Genomic DNA, 20,458 nt, shown 5'->3' with positions numbered 1-20,458 from the left:
TGATGTGGGCGTGGGGCGGGGTGATCTCAGTCATGCCGAGTGGCAATGGCTGCGGCCGTTCCTGCCTGTCAGGAACGGGCGTTGTGGCAGGGACAACTCGCCGCCGTCCTAAGCCCCGGACGCCGCCGAGCTGTTGACCCGGCGGGCGATAGGATTTCTCGGCTCACGCCAAGTGCATTGACCCACAGCGTCGCACGGGATGTCACCGCGATCCGAGCCACCCGAACGACCGAAGGAGAACCATGCGTCTGACCAGGACCCTCGCCACCGGTGCCGTCGTGCTGAGCGCGCTCGTCACGCTGACGGGCTGCGGGGGCGACAGCGAGGCCGCCCCCGACGGTCCGCTGGGGGGCCTGCCGGCGGCGAACACCATGGCCGACGTTCAGAAGGCCATCACGGAGCGCGGAGAGGACTGCAGCCCGCTCGAGAAGAGCCGCGAGGGCCAGTCCTACATGGAGGACGAGGCCGAGGACCCCGCCTGGGGCATCAAGGAGCGTGCCGTCTGCTCCGACAAGGGGGGCAGTCCCGTCACTGTGCTGCTCATAGGTGACATGGCCAAGTTCCAGGAGTCCTTGGCCAAGGACGGCGGCAGCTTCACGGTCGGCCAGAACTTCGCTCTGGCCGGCGAGAGCGAGAACTTCGGCGCGACCCTGAATCGGAACGGCCTGCGCACGTTGTCGTGCGACCCGGACGCCCGTGAGAAGGTGCCCAGCGGCTACGAGATCCACGAGGGCCAGGTCAAGGGCTGCTTCACCACGAACTACGACGCGTAGCCGTTTCCCGCTCCCGTCACGCCGCTGAACGCCGGTCCGCACCAGGTGCCGAATTCCGTCGCTCACCTGCTGGTGATCACGTCATCGGCCACAGCGCCTGTTGCTGACCGATGAGAACGGCCGCAGCCGTTCTCACGCGGCTCCCTGCCGGTCGGGGCCGTCACCCAGGGCCCGCCGGGCGAGCGTCCGCCCGGCGGGCCCAGCGGCCACCACCGCGGTCACCCGCCCCGGCACACTCCGTGCACCCGCCGGAACGCTGCGTGCAGGACGCCGAGGCATCCCGGCCCATCACCTGCCCCGGCCCCCTGACCACGGGATATGTGGGTGAAGGGCGCCTCAAACCCCTGGTAGAGTTATCCATGTCGCCGCGGGGAACACCCCGCCGAGCGGCAGACACCTTGTCCGGGTGGCGGAATGGCAGACGCGCTAGCTTGAGGTGCTAGTGCCCTTTATCGGGCGTGGGGGTTCAAGTCCCCCCTCGGACACCACCGAATGCTGGTCGGGATTGATCCCGGCCGGCATTTCGCGTTGTACGGCGCCGGAGGCGATGCGACGGCGGCCGCCGGGACGACGCGACGTCGTCCCGGCGGCCGCCGTGCGACCGGACCGGCCGGTTACCACTCGGCGTGGATCGCCCCGCCCTGGTGGAAACCGCCTGCGGCGATCTTCGCGCCGCCCGCCGACTCCAGCGCGGCGAACTTGCCCTTGTGCCACTCGGCGGCGTGGAAGCTGCCGTGGTCGTCCTTGTCGTCGCCCCCGTGGGCGGCGGCGGGGACGGTGCCGACCGCCATGGCGGCGGCGACGAGGGCCGTGCAGGCGAAAGCCTTCCTGAGCATGTGTTCCTCCGTGGACGCGCCGCCCGGTCCGTCCGGGCGGGGTTCGGAGGGAGAGGTTCCCGGGTTCGCGGGGATCGGCGCGCCCCTGGGGGTCGATCCCACCCTTTCGAGGGGTGCCCGGTCAGCGCATTTGGCGGCGTACCAGGTCGTACAGGTGGCCGTTCGGGTCGGCGAGGAGCGCGGCCGGAGGGCCCTGCTCCACGACGCGGCCCGCCTCCATGACGATCACCCGGTCGGCGTCCATCACCGTCGACAGGCGGTGGGCGATCACCAGCCGGGAGGCGTTCAGACGGCGCGTGGAGTCGATGACGGTCCGCTGGGCCTCGTTGTCCAGCGCGCTCGTGGCCTCGTCGAGGAACAGGATGCGGGGGCGGCGGATCAGGGCCTGGGCGATCATCAGGCGCTGGCGCTGGCCGCCGGAGACGGCCCCGCCGCCGGCGATCATCGTGTGCAGGCCCATCGGCATGCGCCGGATGTCCTCCGCCAGTCCCGCCATCTCCGCCGCCGCCCACACCTCCTCCTGGGAGAACGACTCGGCGCCGCTGATGCAGTCCAGGATCGAGCCGGTGAGGGGCTGGGCGTTCTGCAGCACGACGCCGCACTGCCGCCGCACCGCCGCCTGGTCGAGGGCGGTCAGGTCCTGGCCGTCGTACAGGACACTGCCGCCGAGCGGCCGGTCGAAGCCGATGAGCAGGCGCAGCAGTGTCGACTTGCCGCAGCCGCTGGGGCCCACCACCGCCACGAACTCGCCCGGCCGGATCTCGAGCGACACGTCGTCCAGGACGAGGGGCGCGTCGTCGGAGTAGCGGAAGGACAGGTTGCGGGCCTCGATGGCACCCGACAGGACCCCCGGCCGGGTGGTGGAGCCCCGGACCTCGGGGGCCTCGTCCAGGACCGGCCTGATCTGTTCGTACATCGGCAGCGCGGCGGCGGCCGAGACCAGTGCGCCGGTGACCTGGGTGACCGACGTCAGCAGCATCGTCACCGACGTACTGAAGGTGAGGAACTCGCCCGCCGTCATGCTCCCGCGCGCCGGACCCGCCAGAAGCATGAACATGATCAGCGAGCAGAGCGGGAGGTAGACCGCGTCCAGGACGGTCGTCACGTTGCGGATGCGGCCCGCCCGCTGCTGGAGCTCCCGCGAGCGGGCGAACTCCCGCGCCCAGGCCGCGTACGCGAAGCTCTCCGCCGCCGCGACGCGCAGCTTGGGCAGCCCGCGCAGCGTCTGGAAGGCCTGGTTGTTGAGCTTGTTGCCCAGCTCCACCAGCCGCCGCTGCCAGCGCACCTGCCACAGGCCGAGCCCGAGGAACACGAGCGCGATAACCAGGAGCATGGCCATCGCCGCCAGCGCCAGCGGCACGCTGTAGCACAGCAGCAGCACCAGGTTCACCGCCCCGACGGTGCTCGCCTGCACGGCCACCGGGCCGACGCCGGTCAGGACGCGGCGGATCGCGCTGATCCCCATGGCCGCGCTCGCCAGCTCCCCGGTGGAGCGCTCGGCGAAGAACGTCGTCGGCAGCCGCAGCAGCCGGTCCCACACGGCCGGCTGGAGGACGCTCTCGATGCGCCCCTCCATCCGCAGCACCGTGAGGTTCTGCATCAGCATGAACGCCGCCGACACCACGCCCGCGATCATCACGGCCACGGCCACCTGCGTGATCAGGTCCGTCTGCGCGGTCGGTACGTACACGCCGAGGATGCGGCCGGTGGCGAGCGGCACCAGCGCGCCCAGGGCGACCGTCACCAGCCCGGCCAGGGCCAGGTTCCGCACGTCGCCCCCGGCGCCGCGGAGGCTGAAGCGCAGCAGCCGCAGCGGGGTCAGGGGGCGGTCCGGCAGCGGACGGTAGAACATCACCGCGCGCGGCTCCAGTTCGGCGGCCTTCTCCTCGCCGATCCGCATCCGCAGCCCCGAGGCCGGGTTGACCGCCTCGTACCGGCCGCGCCGCCACAGCAGCGCCACCGGGGCGCCGGACTTCGCCCAGTGCCCCACCAGGGGCCCCAGGTCCGTGCGCCACCAGCGCCCCTCCAGCCGCACCGCCCGGGTGCGTACGCGCGAGGCGACGGCGATGCGCTCCACCGCCCCGGTCCGCTCGTCGGCCACGCCGCCCGCCGACGGCTCGGCGAGCGTGATCCCGGCCGCCCGGGCGACCTGCCGGCACACCGCGTACGTGGCGTCGTCGTCCGCCGCCGACCTCTTCTTGCGGCCCGTGCGGTCGGCCCGGCCGATGGACGCCAGCAGTGCCTGGTCCGCCCGCGCGCGGACGGCCTCGCCGGCCCTGATGCCGGCCGCCGCGCGGTCCTCGTGGGCGCGTTCCAGCCGCTCGATCCAGCGGTCGACGGCGGACAGCAGCCGGTACTGCTGGTTGACCATCCGCTGCCACAGCGCGCCGTCGACCAGCAGGTCGGCGGCCGCCTCCGCGGCGCCGTAGTGGACGCTGCCGGGCGGGACCGGCATCCAGAGCATGTCGTCGTCGGCCACGTGCTCGTCCGCCGCCGTCTCGTCCGCGGGCCGCCCGTCGAGCGGCGCCTCGAACAGGACGCCCAGGCTGCGGGCCGTGCCCAGGGCGACGGCGTGCTCCAGGGGCGTCGGCCCGGCGGCGTAGGAGTGGTACGGGTCGGCGTACAGCTCGCGCAGCGCGATGCGGCGCAGCGCGCAGTCCTGCGTGGGGCGGCCCACCAGGGTGTGGCGCGGGCCTTCGACGGGGCCGAGGAGCAGGCTGCCCGCCTCCAGGCGGCCCAGGAAGTGCCAGTGGCCGTCCTCGGCGGCGTCGACCGCGAACAGGTCCAGCCCGCCCGCCACCACCAGCCACAGCACGTGCGGCCCTTCCAGCGGGACGTTGCGCAGCCCCGCGCAGGGGACGGGGGCGCCCAGGGCGCCCAGGGCGTGGACCACCGGGTCGGTGGCGGCCGGCGCGGGGTGGGCCTGTGTGCGGGCCTCCGGGTGGACGGACATGTCAGCGCTCCTCGACCAGCTCGGCGTAGGCGCCCCGGGCGGCGAGCAGTTCCTCGTGACGGCCCCGCTCCACGACCGTGCCGTGGTCCAGGACCACGATCTCGTCGCTGTCGCGGACCGTGGACAGCCGGTGGGCGATGACCACGCACGCGCAGCCGCGCCGCCGCAGGTTGTCGATGATGACCCGCTCGGTCCGGGCGTCCAGCGCGCTCGTCACCTCGTCCAGCACGAGGACGCTCGGCCGCCGCACCAGTGCGCGGGCGATCTCCAGGCGCTGGCGCTGCCCGCCCGAGAAGTTCCGCCCGTCCTGTTCGACGCGGCTGTGGATGCCGCCCGGGCGGCGCGCGACGACGTCGTCGTACACGGCGGCGTCCTTCAGCGCGGCGACGACGGCCTCGTCGGGGATGGAGGGGTCCCACAGGGCCACGTTGTCGCGGACCGTCCCTTCGAACAGGAACACGTCCTGGTCGACGAACGACACGGAGGCGGCCAGCGCGCCGCGCGGGATGTCCTCCAGCCGCTGCCCGTCGATGCGGATGGTGCCCTCCCACGGGGCGTACAGGCCGGAGATGAGCCGCGAGACGGTCGATTTGCCGCTGCCAGAGCCGCCGACCAGCGCCACCTGCTGCCCCGGGCCGACGGTCAGCGAGAACCCGCTGAGCAGCGGTGCGTCCAGCGGGCTGTAGCCGAAGGTGATGTTCTCCAGCTCCACGTGTCCCTTGAGGCGCCGGGTGCTCGCCTCCGGCTCCACGCGCGCGTAGAGGGCGTCGGCGGGGAAGCTCTCGACGTCCTTGAGCCGGGCCACGTCGGCGGCGAAGTCCTGGATGCGGCCCGCCACCCCGTTCAGCCGGGTGATGGGCGCCGTGAAGCGGGTCACCAGGGCCTGGAAGGCGACGAGCAGGCCGATGGAGATGTGCCCCTCCACCGCCCGCAGTCCGCCGATCCACAGGATCAGGGCGCTGTTGAGGGTCGCCAGGGTGGGCGCGACGACGGCCAGGGCCGCGCTCGGCACCCCGAGGCGCTGCTGCACCTCCAGGGTCGTCGCGTGCTGCCCGGCCCAGCGGCGGAAGTAGCCGTTCTCGCCGCCCGTGGCCTTCATGGTCTCGATGAGCTGGAGGCCGGTGTACGAGGTGTTCGTCAGCCGGGCGCTGTCGGCGCGCAGCTTCTGTGTGTGGGTCGCCCGCAACCGGATCACCATCCGCATGGCGACGACGTTGAGGAGCGCCATCAGCACGCCCACCACGGTCAGTTGCGGGTCGTAGGTCCACAGCAGCAGCGCGTAGAGGACGACGACGATGCCGTCGACTCCGGCGGCGGCCAGGTCGCGCGCCAGTGTCTCGGCGACCGCGTCGTTGGACTGGAGCCGTTGCACCAGGTCGGCCGGGCTGCGCTGGGCGAAGAAGGTGACCGGGAGCCGCATCAGGTGGCGCAGGAAGCGGGCGCTGCTGAGGGTGGAGGAGATGATCCGCCCCCGCAGCAGGTTGGCCTGCTGCAGTCCGGTCAGGACGGCGGTCAGGGCGACCATCACCGCCATCGCCGCGAACAGCGGGCCCAGCACCGACGTCTGGTTCCCGATCAGGAACATGTCGATGTACGTACGGCTCAGCGCGGGCAGCGTCGCGCCCACCGCGACGAGCAGCAGGCTCGCCAGCAGCGCCGCCAGAAGGGTGCCCGTGGTCCCGCGCAGCCGTGCGGGCACGGCGCTCAGCACGCCGGGTCTGCGGCCCCCGGGGCGGAAGTCCGGGCCGGGTTCGAAGACCAGGGCCACCCCGGTGAAGCTGGTGTCGAACTCCTCGGGCGTGACGAAACGGCGGCCCTTGCCGGGGTCGTTGACGTACACGCCCCGCCGGCCGAAGCGGCGCCCCGTCCCGTCGTAGACGACGTAGTGGTTGAACTCCCAGAACAGGATGGCCGGGGCCCGCACCTCGGCGAGCGCCTCCGGCTCCATCTGCATGCCCTTGGCCACGAGGCCGTAATTGCGGGCGGCCTTGAGGACGTTGCTGGCGCGGGAGCCGTCGCGGGAGACACCGCACGCGATGCGCAGCTCCTCCAGTGGCACATGGCGCCCGTGGTGGGCGAGCACCATGGCGAGGCAGGCGGCACCGCACTCGACGGCCTCCATCTGGAGCACGGTGGGGGTGCGCACGGGCCTGGGGTGCTTCCCCTTGAGCCTCTTGGGCGCGGATCGCGCGGGGGCGCGGCGGCGGCCGCCCGGCGCGCTCACGGCAGCAGCCAGTCGACGGGGCGCTGGGTGGCCAGGTGCACGGAGGCGCTCACCGGGGTCATGGAGTCCAGCGCGTACGCCGGGCCGTCGGACGTGGACCAGGCGTAGCCGCTTTTCGTCGCGGTCGACCGCTCCAGCTCCACCAGGACCGCGACCGGCTGGCCGGCGCGCGAGAACTGGTCGCCGAGCTGGCCGTTGCCGAGGAAGGCGGTGATGTGACGGCGTGTCTGCACGGTGCGGCCGACGGCCTTCACCCGGCCGCGCAGGACGCCGTACCGCTGCGTGGGCACGGACGGGACGGTGAGGTCGACGGATGCGCCGACGGGGACGGTCGCGCCGCGGTCGGCGGGCACGTAGAGCGTCGCCGTCAGGGGCGCGTCCTCGGTGCCGACGCGCTCGACGGCGGCCACGTCGGCGCCGGTGGTGACCACGGAGCCGATCGTCGCGACCAGGGCGGTGACCCGGCCGGCGGCGAGGGTCCTGACGACGACGTCGCCCCGGGCGGTGCGGACGTCGAGGAGCGGGGCACCGGAGGGCAGGTGGTCGCCCTCCTCGGCGCGCACGCCGGTGACCTGCCCGGCGACGGGACTCTGCAGAAGGTAACTGCCCTTGCCGTGGGTGAGGATTCCGGGCGCCGCAAGGGTGGAGGAGACCGATCCGGTGACGGCCCAGACGGTCGCGGCCGCCATGGCGAGGACCGTGACGGTCAGGACGAGAAGGCCCTGCGGCCGGGCGAAACGCACGGGCAGGTCGATTTCCTCCGGGGATTGCAGCTTGGAAAGGGCCTTTTGGCGGAACTGCACGTAACTCTTACCTCGACCGCACGTGTCCGGTTCAGTGGGCGGACAGCGAGGTGAGCCCCGGAACAGGCAACGTTCCGGGGCTCACTCCTGCTGTCTCAGAGGCCGGCGACGAAGCCGGTGAGGGCCGAGGAGTTCAGGCCCGCGAAGGACTCGACGGCGGCGACGCCCGAGGTGGCGACGGTGGAGACCGGGGCGACCGAGTCGAGGGTGGCGGTCGCGCTGCCGACGACACCGCTGGCGACGGCGCTGTGCAGGCCACCGGACACGGCGTCCAGGTCGGCGTCGGAGATCTCCTGGGTCTGGATCTGGGGGTTCATGCTGTTCCCTTCGCGCGAATTACTCGAAATGACTACGGAGCGAGCCTTTGTGCGACCGCCGCAGTGCGAAGGATCAAAGCACGGGGGCGCGTTGTTCAGCCAATCCGGGGAAGGGCCTGGGGAGTTCTTGCCCACCATGGGACAACGCCTGTGTGCAGGTACCTCCATGGCATGGTGCCGGGTTCTTCACACGGTCGCTCGGCGCCTTTCGGAAGGCTGCCCTCCGGGTGTTTCGGAACGGGACATTCCGGCCGCGGGGGCGGAGCCCCCGGGCCGCGTTCATGACCGCCTGTGGGAGGCGGTGTGACGCCTGTACATTCGGTGTGCAGATTCCCTGGCAGTACGTCATAACGGATGTGCCCGCCAGATGGGGAATGGGACGTTTTCCCGGCGTCGGCCGACTTCGCCGGAGCTGTCCGCCGCGCCCGCCTCACACGGCGCGACCCACCACGTAGGGCAGCAGCCCCAGCAGCTCGCCGGCCGGCCCCGGGGCCAGCGGCACGCCCAGCAGGCAGCCCCGCGCCCGGTCCAGGCGCCGCCGCGCCTCCGCCAGGGCGGCCTCCCGGCCACCCGCTTCCTCGACCAGCCCGGCCGCCCGCCGCAGCCCGGCCTCGTCCAGCGGCCCGGGAGCCGCCAGCAGAGCCGCCAGCCGGCCGGACGCGGGCACGCCCGCCGCCAGGGCGGCCAGCACCGGCAGCGTCTTCTTGCGGCGCCGCAGGTCACCGTGGACCGGCTTACCCGTCGTCGCCGGGTCGCCCCACAGGCCCAGCACGTCGTCGACCGCCTGAAAGGCCACGCCCAGCTCCCGCCCCGCCGTCGACAGGGCGTCCACCGTCGCCGCCGGCGCACCCGCCAGCAGGGCGCCCAGCGCGGCCGCGCAGCCCAGCAGCGCCCCCGTCTTGTGCTCGGCCATGCGCAGATACGCGTCCACCGGCACGGCACCGGGCCCCGTCCACGGCCGCTCCTCGAACAGCAGGTCCTCCGCCTGCCCGCCCACCAGGTCGGCCAGGTCCCGGGACAGCCGCCGCACCGCGGCGCCGCCGTGCGGGCCCGGCGCGCCGGCCAGCACCTCGAAGGCCAGCGCGAACAGCGCGTCACCGGCCAGCACGGCGGGCCCCGTCCCGTACGCCTTCCACGCGGCCGGGCGCTGCCTGCGGGTCTCGTCGCCGTCCATGATGTCGTCGTGGAGCAGCGAGAACGTGTGGATCAGCTCCACGGCCACGGCGCCCGCCACGGCCGTCCGCACCGGCGCCCCGGCCGCCTCGGCGCACAGCACCGCCAGCGCCTGGCGCACCCCCTTCCCGGACGACCCGGTACGGGGCGCGCCCCCGCGCTCCCACCACCCGAAGGCGTACCCGGCCATCTCGGCCGGCCACGCGTGCATCCCCCCGACCCGGGCCCGCAGCTCCGGCTCCACCATGTCCCGGCACCGCGCCAGCACGGCCGGCGCGGTGCCGGGCCCGCCCACCGGGCCGGCCGCCCCCGCCGCGGGCACGCGGGAACCGTCCACGGAGGCGCCGTCCACGGAGGCACCGCTTACGGAGGCGCCGCTCACGGAGGCGCCGCTCACGGAGGCGCCGTCCACGGAGGCGCCGCTCACGAGGGCGCCGTCCACGGAGGCGCCGTTCGCGGCCGGGGGAGCCGCGGCCGGGGGAGCCGCTCCTGGGGCAGCCGCGGCCGGGGGAGCCGTGGCCGGGACGTGGGAGGACGAGACGGACGACGGCGTCATCGGCGGGGCTCCTCTACGGGCGCGACGGGCAGGCCCAGCTCGGCGTGGGCCTTGTCGACCATGGCGCGCGCGTGGCGCAGGCCCATGCGGTCCAGGACACCGCGCAGGTCGGCCAGCTCCGCCGCGGTGCGCGCGGGGTCCGCCCCGAGGCGGGCACGCGCCTTGACGGACCCCAGCCGGGACAGGGCCTCGCCCCGCGGCTCGTCCATCGCGCGGAACTCGGACAGCGCCAGCTCGTACGTCTCCAGCGCCTCCGCGTACCGCCCCGCCCGGTACAGCACATTGCCGCGCATCTTGTGGTTGTACGCCAGCGCGCTCGACAGGTTCATCTCGCGGCAGCCCTCCTCCGCCCGGCCGAGCAGCTCCAGCGCACGGGCGGCGTCGCCGTCGCGGACGGAGACGATGTCGGCCAGCCCGCGCAGCGCCCAGGCGTGACCGCGCCGGTCGTCGGCGGCGGCCGCGATCGCGGCGGCCTCCTCGAACAGCGCGTACGCCGTGTCGTACCGGCCACTGTTGCGGTGCATCTGGGCGATGCCCTCCAGCGCCCACACCGTGTGCCGCGCCTCGCCACGCGCGCGTGCCTCCGCGAGCAGCTCGTCGTGCAGGGCGCCGACCGCCTCGTAGTCGCCCTGGATGCGGCCCGTCTCCGCGAGCCCGGCCAGCGAGTAGCCGTGGGCGACCACGTCGCCCCCGCGTTTGCCCAGGTCGGCCGCGTACCGCAGGAGCCGGAAGGCGAGCGCCAGGGCGCCGCGCTGGCGGGCCAGCGTGCCACCGCTCCACAGCGCCCACGCCATGGCCGGCAGGTCACCGGCCGACCGGGCGGTGCGGTAGCTCGACTTCCAGGCCCGGTCCGCGGCCTCCACGTGGCCGAGCCGCCGGTGCGCCTCCGCCACCGCGAGGCCGGCACGTGCCGCCTCGTGGGCGTCCCCCGCACGCTGTGCGGCGGTCATCTGGCCGGTCGCCGCCTCGAGCACGTCGGTGAGGGACGCGTTGACCGACAGGGCGCTGAGCGCGCCCTGGTACTCCGGCGCGAGAGCCTTGCTGAACATGAGTGCCTTTCCCGGAGGGGCGGCCGCAGGCCGCACGCCGGCACCGGGGCCGTCACGGCCCCGGGGGCCGTCCGTGCCGTCACGCGGCGCCCCCCTTCTGACTCGTCTCCCAAGCTGACTGCGCGCGCTTCGGGAAGGAAGAGGATCAAGAGAGCGGACAGGTTCCACTTTCGGGTGAAGGAGGGGCGGAGAGTGACGGTTCCCGGCGTACGCGGGCCGTAGCCGGGAACCCGCCGAGGTCAGGAGGACGACCCAGGAGGCCCGCCCATGACCGCACAGGCCCCCGCCCACCGGCTGCTGCGGGAGGTGCGCGCCGTCGTGTTCGACACCGACGGCGTGCTCACCGACTCGGCCCGCGCCCACGCCGCCGCCTGGAAGGCGGCCTTCGACGCCCGGCTGGCCGCCCACCCGCCCGAGGACCCGGACCAGCGCCGGCCCTTCGACGCCACCGAGGACTACCTGAGGTACGTCGACGGAAGGTCCCGTCTCGACGGAGCCGCCGCCTTCCTCGCCTCCCGGGGGCCGCGCCCTTCCCCCGCCACCGTGCAGGCGGTCGCCGCCGAGAAGGAACGGCTGTTCACCGAACGGCTGCGGGAGCGGGGCGTCGACGCCTTCCCGGACGCCGTGCGGCTGCTGCGCGCCCTGCGCCGCGCCGGCACCCCCGTCGCCGCCGCCTCCGCCTCCCGCCACGCCCGTGAGGTCCTCTCCTCCGCGCGGCTCCTGGACCTCTTCGACGCGCTGGTCGACGGCGTCGAGGCGGCCCGCCTCCGGCTGCCCGGCAAACCCGAACCCGCCCTCTTCCTGGAGGCCGCCCGCCGGCTCTCCGTGCCGCCCGCCCACTGCGCGCTCGTCGAGGACGCCCGGGCCGGGGTCGAGGCGGGCCGGCGCGGCGGCTTCGGGCTGGTCGTCGGCGTGGACCGCGCACCCGGCCCCGGGACGGGCGACGCGCTCCGCCGCGCCGGCGCCGGCATCGTCGTACACGACCTCGCGGAGCTGCTCCCGGCTCCCTGTGAAGGAGTGCCGTCGTGACGGACTGGACCTGGGACTACGAGGGGTACACCCCCGCCAAGGAGAGCCTCCGCGAGTCCCTGTGCACCCTCGGCAACGGCTACTTCGCCACCCGCGGCGCCGCCACCGAGTGCTCCGCCGACGACGTCCACTACCCGGGGACGTACGCAGCGGGCTGCTACAACCGTCTCACCTCCGACGTGGCAGGCCGTACGGTCGAGAACGAGGACCTGGTCAACCTGCCCAACTGGCTGCCGCTGCGCTACCGCGTCGACGACAGCGAGGCCGAGACGCCCGCCGCCTGGCTGGGCCCCGACAGCGAGGAGCTGATCGACCACCGCCAGACCCTGGACCTGCGCGCGGGCACCCTGGAGCGCCTGACCCGCTACGAGGACGACGACGGCCGGCGGCTCGCCGTGCGCCAGACCCGCCTCGTGCACATGGCCGACCCGCACCTCGCCGCGTTGCGCACCGAGTTCACGGCCGAGAACTGGGCCGGAACGCTGGACGTCGAGGCAGCCCTCGACGGCGACGTCATCAACGGCGGGGTGGCCCGCTACCGGCAGCTCGCCTCCCGCCACCTCACCCATGTGCACACCGGGGACGCCGCCGCCGACACCGTCTGGCTGCGCTGCCGCACCCGTACCTCCGACATCCGCGTCGGCATGGCCGCCCGGACCACGACCACCGGCGCCGAGGACACCGCGCTCACCGTCCACCACACCCCCCGGCACGCCGCCCAGCGCTTCCGGTTCACCGTCCGGCCGGGCAGCCCGGTCGTCGTCGACAAGACCGTCGCCCTGCACACCTCCCGCGACGCGGCGATCAGCGACCCCCTGCACGCCGCCACCGACCGGGTGCGCCGCGCACCGGCCTTCGAGGCGCTGCTGGTCTCCCACCGCACCGCCTGGCGCCAGCTCTGGCGGCGGGCCGCGCTGGAGGTGCCGGACCACGCGGGCCGCGTCCTGCGGCTGCACCTGTTCCACGTCCTGCAGACCCTCTCCCCGCACACCGCCGACCTGGACGTCGGCGTCCCCGCCCGGGGCCTGCACGGCGAGGCGTACCGCGGGCACATCTTCTGGGACGAGCTGTTCGTCCTGCCGTATCTGAACCTGCATTTCCCCGAGGTCTCCCGAGCCCTGCTCACCTACCGCCACCGGCGGCTGGAACGCGCCCGCCTCACCGCCCGGGACGCGGGCTGCACCGGCGCCATGTACCCCTGGCAGAGCGGCAGCGACGGGAGGGAGGAGACGCAGCGGCTCCACCTCAACCCGCGCTCGGGGCGCTGGCTGCCCGACCACTCCCACCTCCAGCAGCACGTGGGCTCGGCCATCGCGTACAACGTGTGGCAGTACTGCGAGGCCAGCGGCGACACCGAGTTCCTGCACACCAAGGGCGCGGAGATGCTGCTGCAGATCGCCCGGTTCTGGGCCTGCCGTGCCACCTGGGACGGCGATCTGGGCCGCTACCGCATCCGGGGTGTCCTCGGTCCCGACGAGTACCACGACGCCTACCCGGACGCCGTCACCCCGGGCCTCGACGACAACGCGTACACCAACGTCACGGCCGCCTGGGTGCTCACCCGCACCCTGCAGCTCCTGCGCGACCTGCCCGAACCGCGCCGGCGGGAACTGGCCGAGCGCACCGAGCTCGACCACGGCGAGCTGGAGCTGTGGGAGGACGTCTCACGCGGACTGCACGTGCCGTTCCACAAAGGGGTCATCAGCCAGTTCGAGGGCTTCGGCGACCTCGCCGAACTCGACTGGGAGGGCTGGCGCCGGCGCTTCGGCGACATCCGCCGGCTCGACCGCATCCTGGAGGCCGAGGGCGACTCGGTCAACCACTACCAGGCGTCCAAGCAGGCCGACGTGCTGATGCTCGGCTACCTCTTCTCGCCCCCCGAGCTGGCGGCGCTGATGAGCCGCCTCGGCTACTCCCTGGACGACGCGACCTGGCGGCGGACCGTGGACTACTACCTGTACCGCACCAGCCACGGCTCGACGCTGAGCGGCCTGGTGCACGGCTGGGTGCTGGCCCGGGTGCGGCGCTCCGAGGCGTGGCAGTTCTGCCAGGAGGCGCTCGACGGGGACATCGCCGACGTCCAGGGCGGCACCACCGGCGAGGGCATCCACCTGGGCGCGATGGCCGGCACCCTGGACCTGGTGCAGCGCGGTCTGACCGGCCTGGAGACGCGCGGCGGCGTGCTGCGGCTCGACCCGGTCCCGCTGCCCGAGCTGTCCCAGTACGACTTCACCCTCCGCTACCGGGGCCACTGGGGTGTACGGCTGCGCATGACGCCGGGGCACCTGCACATCGCCGTGCCCGGCTCCGGAGGAGAACCGATGGGGCTCGAGCTGCCCGACGGCGTGGCGGTCCAGCTCGACCCGGGGGAGATCCGCGAGCTGCCGCTCCTCGGCTGAGAGCCGCGGGCGGTCCCGGGCGTCACGCGTGCGCGTACGGTACGTCGATCCGCCGGCCGCTCACCCGGTCCGGCGTGAGGGCCACCCAGCACGCCCGGTCGCCCTCGCCCCACGGCGTGCCGTACGCCTGGTCGTCCAGCCGGTGCACGTCCTCGGGGTCCGTCACGGTGTGCGGCGTGCCGACGACCAGGACGCTCCAGCCCCGGCACAGCGCGTCGTCGATGTGGTCGACCTCGAACGCCATCCGGCCGCCTCCCGTGAGTGGCGCCAGCGCCTCCGGCGCGACGCGGAACGCGACCTCCCCGTCCTCGACCAGGTAGCTCACCGGCAGGATGGCCGGGCCCTCCCGCGTCGTCACGGCCACGTGCCCCACGCCGTGCGTGCCCAGCAGGGTGCGGCACTCGTCGAGGCCGAGGTCCACGAGCTCAGGGTGGAGCGGGGCGTGCCCGGTCCCCGGCGGCAGGTCGGCGGTGCCCCCGGTCAGCTCCACCACGCTGGTCTCCAGCGCGTCCGCCAGCCGCAGCAGGAAGCCGATCCCGGGGGTCGCGGGCTGCTCCTCCAGGTACTGGATGTACCCGGGCGCGGACCCGGCCCTTACGGCCACCTCCTCGCGGCTCAGTCCGAGCTGCTGCCGGCGCGCCGCCACGCGCCGGCCGATGTCCCCCCGGCAGGACCCGTGGGCGTGCGTACCCCCGCCTGGTTCCGCCAACAGCGATTTGTCGGGCATGGGAGGCACCGTCCCTTCCGGGTGCGCGACGGCAGGCTGCCTACCAGCCCACGGTACGCCTCGGTGCGCTCCCACACCCGTGCGGACCTTCCGGCCCCGTCAGACCCGGTCCGCCGCGATCAGCAGGTAGTGGAAACTGCCCTCCTTGTAGGCGGTGAGGAAGGGGTCCTCGATGCCCGTGGCCAGGGCGGACCTGGCGCGCAGCTCCCAGTACGGGATGGTGGCGGCGGTCAGGTCCACGACGTTGATCGGCACCAGGCCGTTGGCCGCCATGGCCTTGAAGTACTCGCTGCGGGGGTGGATGTTGCAGGTGTAGTGCTCGTCGATGCGGCTGACCGCCCTGGAGCGACCACCGGTGAGGTCGTTGTAACAGCCGGTGACGCAGACGTAGCGGCCGCCGTGCCGCAGGACCCGGGACATCTCCGCGTACAGCTCGAAGAGGTCCACGTACATGGTCGTCTCGTTGGTCCAGGCCGCCCGGCGGGAGCCGGTCTCCAGACCGGTGTCCAGCATGTTGCGGAAGTGGAACCGCACGCGGTCCGAGACGCCGCGCTCCTCGGCCTGGGTGTTGGCGAACCCGACCTGGTACTCCGAGATCGACACCCCGTCGACGTGGCAGCCGAAGCGCTGGTTGGCCATGAAGCTGGTGCCGCCGCGGCCGGAGCCGGCGTCGAGCAGCCGGTCCTGGGCGGTGACGGGGCCGAGGTGGTCCAGCAGGACCTCCGCCTGCGCGGTCTCCAGGCGGTGCAGCTCCCTGGTGATCCGTTCCTGGCGGGTGTCCTCGGGGCCCTGGAGGACGGAGGGGTCGTAGTCGCCGATCCCGTAGTGGTGGTGGTAGAGGCCGTCGACCTCGCCGAGCCGCAGGTTGACCGGGTCCTGCTGGTTGGTGTTCCAGTACGCGGCGACGGACCTCTGGAAGTCGGTGCGCAGCACCTCGTCGGAGGAGGTGGTCATGGTCATGCTGAGGGACTCCTTGCGATCTGCGTGTGGGGGGTGGGACGCGACCGGGTCGTGCCGTCGGAGTCCCTACTCGGCGCGCGGGCGCACTTCGACGTTCTCGAGGATGCCGATCGCGTCCGGGACGAGGATCGCGGCCGAGTAGTAGGTGCTGACGAGGTACGAGATGATCGCCTTCTCGTCGATGCCCATGAAGCGGACGTTGAGGCCGGGCTCGTACTCGTCGGGCAGGCCGGTCTGGAACAGGCCGATGACGCCCTCGTTGTCCTCGCCGGTACGCATGGCGATGATCGAGGACGTGTGGTGCTCGGTGATCGGGATCTTGCCGCACGGCAGGATCGGGATGCCGCGCCAGGCCGGGATCTGGTGGCCGCCGACGTCCACGCTGCCGATGTACAGGCCGCGCTTGTTGCACTCCTTGCCGAACGCCGCGATGGTGCGCGGGTGGGCGAACAGGTACTGCGTGTTGCGCCGCATGCTGATCAGGTCGTCGAGGTCGTCCGGCGTGGGCGCGCCGGCGTGGGCCTGGATGCGCTGGTCGTAGTCCGTGTTGTTCAGCAGTCCGAAGTCGGGGTTGTTGACCAGCTCGTACTCCTGGCGCTCGCGCAGCGCCTGGATGGTGAGCTTGAGCTGCTGCTCGGTCTGGTTCATCGGCTGGTTGTAGAGGTCCGCGACGCGGCTGTGGACCTTCAGCACCGTCTGGGCGACGCTCAACTCGTACTCGCGCGGGTCGAGTTCGTAGTCGACGAAGGTGGTGGGCAGGGCCGGCTCGCCGTCGTGGCCCGACAGGAAGCGGATCTCGACCTCGCCGTACTTGTTCGTCGGCTTGTGCCCGTTGGAGGTCACCGACTGGATGTGCTCGCGCAGCGTCTCGTACTGGCCCGCGACCTGCTTGTACGCCGCCTGCGAGAGGACGAGCACGGTGGTCTTGGTGGTGGCGCGGACGGTGAACTCCCACTTGGCGCCGGCGTCGCCCGCCAGCATCCGGCCGCCGAACGAGTCACCGTCGGCCAGCATGCCGAGCCGGGTCTCGCCGTCGTCGTACTTGGCCTTGCCGAGCTTCTCGACCTTGCCGTGCGCGATCAGGAAGACCTGGTCGGCCTTGCGGCCCCGCTCCGCGAGGAGCTGGCCGGGCTCGAACTCCTTCTGCGTGAACTTGTCGGCCAGCGCGGCGAGCGCCGTCGGGTCGGTGAACCCGCGCAGCAGCGGCAGCTCGCACAGCTCGGCCGGCACGACCTGCACCTTGGAGCCGGTCTGTACGAAGGTCACGCGGCCGTCGCCGACGGCGTACGACAGCCGCCGGTTGACCCGGTAGGTGCCGCCGGGCACGTGGACCCACGGAAGCTTCCGCAGCAGCCAGCGCGAGCTGATCTCCTGCATCTGCGGTTGCGACTTGGTGGTGGTCGCGAGGTTGCGCGCCGCCCGCGTGCTGAGGCTGAGCTGGATGTGCTCCTGGGTCTGGATCTGCGGCTTGGTGGGGGCCGGGCGCGTTTCGACTGCCATGGGCTGCTTTCCCTTTCGTATGGTGATGCACCTGGTGGGCGGGGGTCGGACAACCGGGCCCGTTTCCAGGGTCATTACGGGTAGTGAATAGGTGTGACGGACAGTGATGGGGGATTGGCGCGCGCGTGCGCGTGTCGCGCCGTACCGGGAGGGGGCGCACGGGGGCCGTGGCCCGCATGGTGAAACGTTCAGCCCGCCTGTCGTCCGCGCCGGACCCGCTCCGGCACCCCGCCGGCCCGCCGCCGGATCGCGCCGTCCCGCGACGACCCCGGCGTACCCGCCCGAACGGCCTAGCCCGTGGTCAGCAGCACCACGTCGAGCGTGCGCGGACCGTGCACGCCTTCCACCCGGTCCAGTTCGATGTCGCTGGTGGCCGACGGCCCGGAGATCCACGTCAGCGGACGCGCCGGGTCGAGCCGTGGCAGCGCCCGTGGCAGCGAGGCGACGACCTGCTCCGGCGCCCGGACGACGCAGATGTGCAGGTCGGGGACGAGCGTCAGGGCGCGCCGTCCCTGGCCCTCGGTGGCGTCCAGCACGAGGGTGCCCGTCTCGGCGACGGCCAGGGCACAGGTGGTGACCACGGCGTCGGTGGCGTCCAGTTCGTACGCGGTGAGCGGGCGCCCGGCCGTGTCGTGGCGCCGCTCGGCCTCCGTGGCGGCCAGCCACTCCGCGGGCAGGCCGGGCGGGACGGCGACCGACGCCGCCCCGCGCGCGGCGAGCAACCGGGCGATCAGCGCGGGCAGTTCGTCGTCCACCGCGCGGTGGACGTGGGCCCGGTAGTCGGCCAGGTTGTGGTGGAGCAGGTCCAGCAGGGCGGCCGGGTCGTCGGGGGAGTGGCTCGCGCGGTAGTCGCGGACCGGCTCCGGGGCGTCCGGCGCTCCGGCGGTGGCCGCGCGGACGCGGGCGAGGATCTCGTCACGGCTGCTCATGCGCGGTTCTTCCGCCACCAGTCGCGGAACGACCGTTCCGGCAGTTCGGGCAGGTCCCGGCCGTCGGTCCACGCCCCGGCGCCCGGCGGCCTGGCCGGGTGCGCCTTCCGGGTCGCGGACGCCAGCCGTTCGCCCGCCGCCAGGGCGGTGGGGTGGTCCAGCAGCCAGGTGGCCGCCCTGACGGCGGCCCGCTCCAGTCGGTGCCCCTTCCCGCCCTGTCCGGCGACCTTCCCGCGCAGGTGGACGAGCACCTCGGGGATGTCGATGGCGACCGGACACACCTCGTAGCACGCGCCGCACAGCGACGAGGCGTACGGCAGCGAGGCGTCGATGTCACTGGCCGTGCCCCGCAGTTGCGGGGTGAGGATCGCCCCGATCGGGCCCGGGTAGACCGACCCGTACGCGTGCCCGCCCGCCCGCTCGTACACCGGGCAGACGTTGAGGCACGCCGAGCAGCGGATGCAGCGCAACGCCTGGCGGCCGACCTCGTCGGCGAGCGCGGCGGTCCGGCCGTTGTCCAGCAGGACCAGGTGGAAGGCGGCCGGGCCGTCCGCGTCCGTCGTGCCCGTCCACATGCTGGTGTACGGATTCATCCGCTCGGCCGTCGACGACCGCGGCAGCGTCTGGAGGAAGACCTCCAGGTCCCGCCACGTCGGCACCACCTTCTCGATCCCGACGACCGAGATCAATGTCTCCGGCAGGGTCAGGCACATGCGGCCGTTGCCCTCGGACTCGACCACGACCAGCGTGCCCGTCTCGGCGACCATGAAGTTCGCCCCGGAGATGCCCACCTTCGCCGAGAGGAACTTCTCCCTCAGGTGCAGGCGGGCCGCCTCCGCCAGGTCGGCCGGCGCGTCGGTCAGGTCCTCGGGCGCCGGCCGCCCCCAGCGGGCCATCCGGTCACGGAAGATGTCGCGGATCTCCCCGCGGTTGCGGTGGATCGCCGGAACCAGGATGTGCGAGGGGCGGTCCTCGCCCAACTGCACGATCAGCTCGGCCAGATCCGTCTCGTACGCGGCGATGCCCTCGGCCGCGAGGGCCTCGTTCAGGCCGATCTCCTGCGTCGCCATCGACTTGACCTTCACGACCTCCCGTTCACCGGTCGCCTTCACCAGGTCCGTCACGATCCGGTTCGCCTCGCCGGCGTCCGCCGCCCAGTGGACCGTGCCCCCGGCCGCCGTGACGGCCGCCTCCAACTCCACGAGGTAGGTGTCCAGATGGCGCAGCGTGCGGTCCTTGATCCGCTTGCCGGCCTCCCTCAGCAGCGCCCAGTCGTCCAGCTCGGCGACCGCCCGGGCCCGCTTGTCGCGGATGGTGTGCGTGGCGTGCCGCAGGTTGGCCCGCAGCACCGGATCGGCCACCGCCTCCGCGGCCGCCTCCGGGAAGGCCGGCATGCCCAGGAACGTCCCGCTCACCGCGGCGGCTCCCCTTCCGTACCGGCCAGGATCTCGGCGATGTGCACCGTCCGCATCCGCTCGCCCTCCCGTCGCAGGACGCCATCGAGGTGCATCAGGCACGAGTTGTCCGCGCCGCACAGCACCTCCGCGCCCGTACCGACGGCGCCGCGCACCTTGTCGCGGCCCATCGCCACCGACACGGCCGGGTTCTTCACCGCGAACGTCCCGCCGAAACCGCAGCACTCCTCCGCCCCGGGCAGTTCCACCAGCTCCAGGCCCCGGACCGCCGCCAGCAGCCGGCGGGGCCGGTCGCCGAGACCCAGCAGCCGCAGCCCGTGGCAGGACGGGTGGTACGTCACCCGGTGGGGGTAGTACGCGCCCACGTCCGTCACGCCCAGCACGTCGACCAGGAACTCCGTCAGCTCGTACGTCCGGGGCCCGAGCCCCGGTTCGCCCAGCCCCGGGTAGTGGTCGCGCACCATGGCCGCGCACGAACCCGACGGGGCGACGACGTACGCGTACCCCTCGAAGGCCCGTGCCGTGCGGCGCGCCAGGCGTTCCGCCTCGCGGGGGTAGCCGGTGTTGAACTGGGGCTGGCCGCAGCACGTCTGGGCCTCCGGGAAGTCCACCTCGACGCCGAGGCGTCTCAGGAGCCGCACGGTGGCGATCCCGGTCGCGGGGTACAGCGCGTCGTTGACGCAGGTGACGAACAGCGCGACGCGCATCGCGGCTCCTTCCTTACCCGGACGAGGATAGGGCCCGGTGTGAGCACCGGGCCTGCTACCCGGCCCGGCGCCCGGAAACCCGTTGCCCGCCCGCCGAGCCGCTGGCAG

Annotated in this window: 16 protein-coding genes and 1 tRNA gene; 4 read left to right on the top strand and 13 right to left on the bottom strand. The window is 73.3% G+C overall.

The window, feature by feature from the left end:
* Positions 1–242: 242 nt before the first annotated feature.
* Complete coding sequence (locus E2B92_RS11375) at positions 243–773, top strand: hypothetical protein (RefSeq protein WP_126885189.1); 531 nt, start codon at positions 243–245, stop codon at positions 771–773.
* A gap of 400 nt (positions 774–1,173) precedes the next feature.
* A tRNA-Leu gene (locus E2B92_RS11370) sits at positions 1,174–1,261 on the top strand.
* 126 nt (positions 1,262–1,387) lie between these two features.
* Here E2B92_RS11370 and E2B92_RS11365 read toward each other — a convergent pair.
* From E2B92_RS11365 to E2B92_RS11335, 7 genes are all read right to left on the bottom strand, one after another.
* Positions 1,388–1,609: a hypothetical protein gene (locus E2B92_RS11365; protein WP_126885190.1), complete on the bottom strand. Its 222-nt coding sequence runs from the start codon at positions 1,607–1,609 to the stop codon at positions 1,388–1,390.
* Positions 1,610–1,730: 121 nt separating this feature from the next.
* Complete coding sequence (locus tag E2B92_RS11360) at positions 1,731–4,562, bottom strand: NHLP bacteriocin export ABC transporter permease/ATPase subunit (protein ID WP_126885191.1); 2,832 nt, start codon at positions 4,560–4,562, stop codon at positions 1,731–1,733.
* Between the two features lies 1 nt (position 4,563).
* Positions 4,564–6,786 (bottom strand): NHLP family bacteriocin export ABC transporter peptidase/permease/ATPase subunit, encoded by a 2,223-nt coding sequence (locus tag E2B92_RS11355; protein WP_399431490.1) that lies wholly within the window; start codon positions 6,784–6,786, stop codon positions 4,564–4,566.
* Positions 6,783–7,589 (bottom strand): HlyD family efflux transporter periplasmic adaptor subunit, encoded by an 807-nt coding sequence (locus E2B92_RS11350; protein ID WP_126885192.1) that lies wholly within the window; start codon positions 7,587–7,589, stop codon positions 6,783–6,785. Before E2B92_RS11350 ends, E2B92_RS11355 begins: the two co-directional genes overlap by 4 nt.
* Before the next feature lie 95 nt (positions 7,590–7,684).
* Positions 7,685–7,906, bottom strand: a complete 222-nt coding sequence (locus E2B92_RS11345) for a type A2 lantipeptide (protein ID WP_126885193.1) — start codon at positions 7,904–7,906, stop codon at positions 7,685–7,687.
* Positions 7,907–8,336: 430 nt separating this feature from the next.
* Entirely contained in the window at positions 8,337–9,326 is a 990-nt protein-coding gene (locus E2B92_RS11340; protein WP_126885213.1) for a polyprenyl synthetase family protein, read from the bottom strand.
* A 305-nt stretch (positions 9,327–9,631) separates the two neighbouring features.
* Positions 9,632–10,684, bottom strand: a complete 1,053-nt coding sequence (locus tag E2B92_RS11335) for a tetratricopeptide repeat protein (RefSeq protein ID WP_126885194.1) — start codon at positions 10,682–10,684, stop codon at positions 9,632–9,634.
* A 267-nt stretch (positions 10,685–10,951) separates the two neighbouring features.
* On the opposite strand from E2B92_RS11335, the gene E2B92_RS11330 reads away from it, so the two are divergent.
* On the top strand, positions 10,952–11,713 hold the full coding sequence (locus E2B92_RS11330) for an HAD family hydrolase (protein ID WP_126885195.1): 762 nt from the start codon (positions 10,952–10,954) through the stop codon (positions 11,711–11,713).
* A complete protein-coding gene (locus E2B92_RS11325; protein ID WP_126885196.1) occupies positions 11,710–14,112 on the top strand; it encodes a glycoside hydrolase family 65 protein in 2,403 nt (800 codons plus the stop codon). Before E2B92_RS11330 ends, E2B92_RS11325 begins: the two co-directional genes overlap by 4 nt.
* Positions 14,113–14,134: 22 nt before the next feature.
* Here E2B92_RS11325 and E2B92_RS11320 read toward each other — a convergent pair whose 3' ends face one another.
* The 6 genes from E2B92_RS11320 to E2B92_RS11295 all read right to left on the bottom strand — a co-directional run bounded on the left by E2B92_RS11320 (position 14,135) and on the right by E2B92_RS11295 (position 20,350).
* Positions 14,135–14,839 (bottom strand): helix-turn-helix domain-containing protein, encoded by a 705-nt coding sequence (locus E2B92_RS11320; RefSeq protein WP_126885197.1) that lies wholly within the window; start codon positions 14,837–14,839, stop codon positions 14,135–14,137.
* A gap of 99 nt (positions 14,840–14,938) precedes the next feature.
* A complete protein-coding gene (locus E2B92_RS11315; RefSeq protein ID WP_200836953.1) occupies positions 14,939–15,793 on the bottom strand; it encodes a geranyl diphosphate 2-C-methyltransferase in 855 nt (284 codons plus the stop codon).
* Between the two features lie 72 nt (positions 15,794–15,865).
* Complete coding sequence (locus tag E2B92_RS11310; RefSeq protein ID WP_126885199.1) at positions 15,866–17,299, bottom strand: family 2B encapsulin nanocompartment shell protein; 1,434 nt, start codon at positions 17,297–17,299, stop codon at positions 15,866–15,868.
* 290 nt (positions 17,300–17,589) lie between these two features.
* Positions 17,590–18,228, bottom strand: coding sequence for a LutC/YkgG family protein (locus E2B92_RS11305; protein WP_126885200.1), 639 nt, complete (start codon positions 18,226–18,228; stop codon positions 17,590–17,592).
* Positions 18,225–19,643, bottom strand: a complete 1,419-nt coding sequence (locus E2B92_RS11300) for a lactate utilization protein B (RefSeq protein WP_126885201.1) — start codon at positions 19,641–19,643, stop codon at positions 18,225–18,227. Before E2B92_RS11300 ends, E2B92_RS11305 begins: the two co-directional genes overlap by 4 nt.
* Entirely contained in the window at positions 19,640–20,350 is a 711-nt protein-coding gene (locus E2B92_RS11295) for a (Fe-S)-binding protein (protein ID WP_126885202.1), read from the bottom strand. Before E2B92_RS11295 ends, E2B92_RS11300 begins: the two co-directional genes overlap by 4 nt.
* Between the last annotated feature and the right edge of the window lie 108 nt (positions 20,351–20,458).

This window comes from Streptomyces sp. WAC05374 (genome assembly GCF_004353505.1).
Lineage (GTDB): Bacteria > Actinomycetota > Actinomycetes > Streptomycetales > Streptomycetaceae > Streptomyces.
This window is presented reverse-complemented; position numbering and strand designations above follow the sequence as displayed.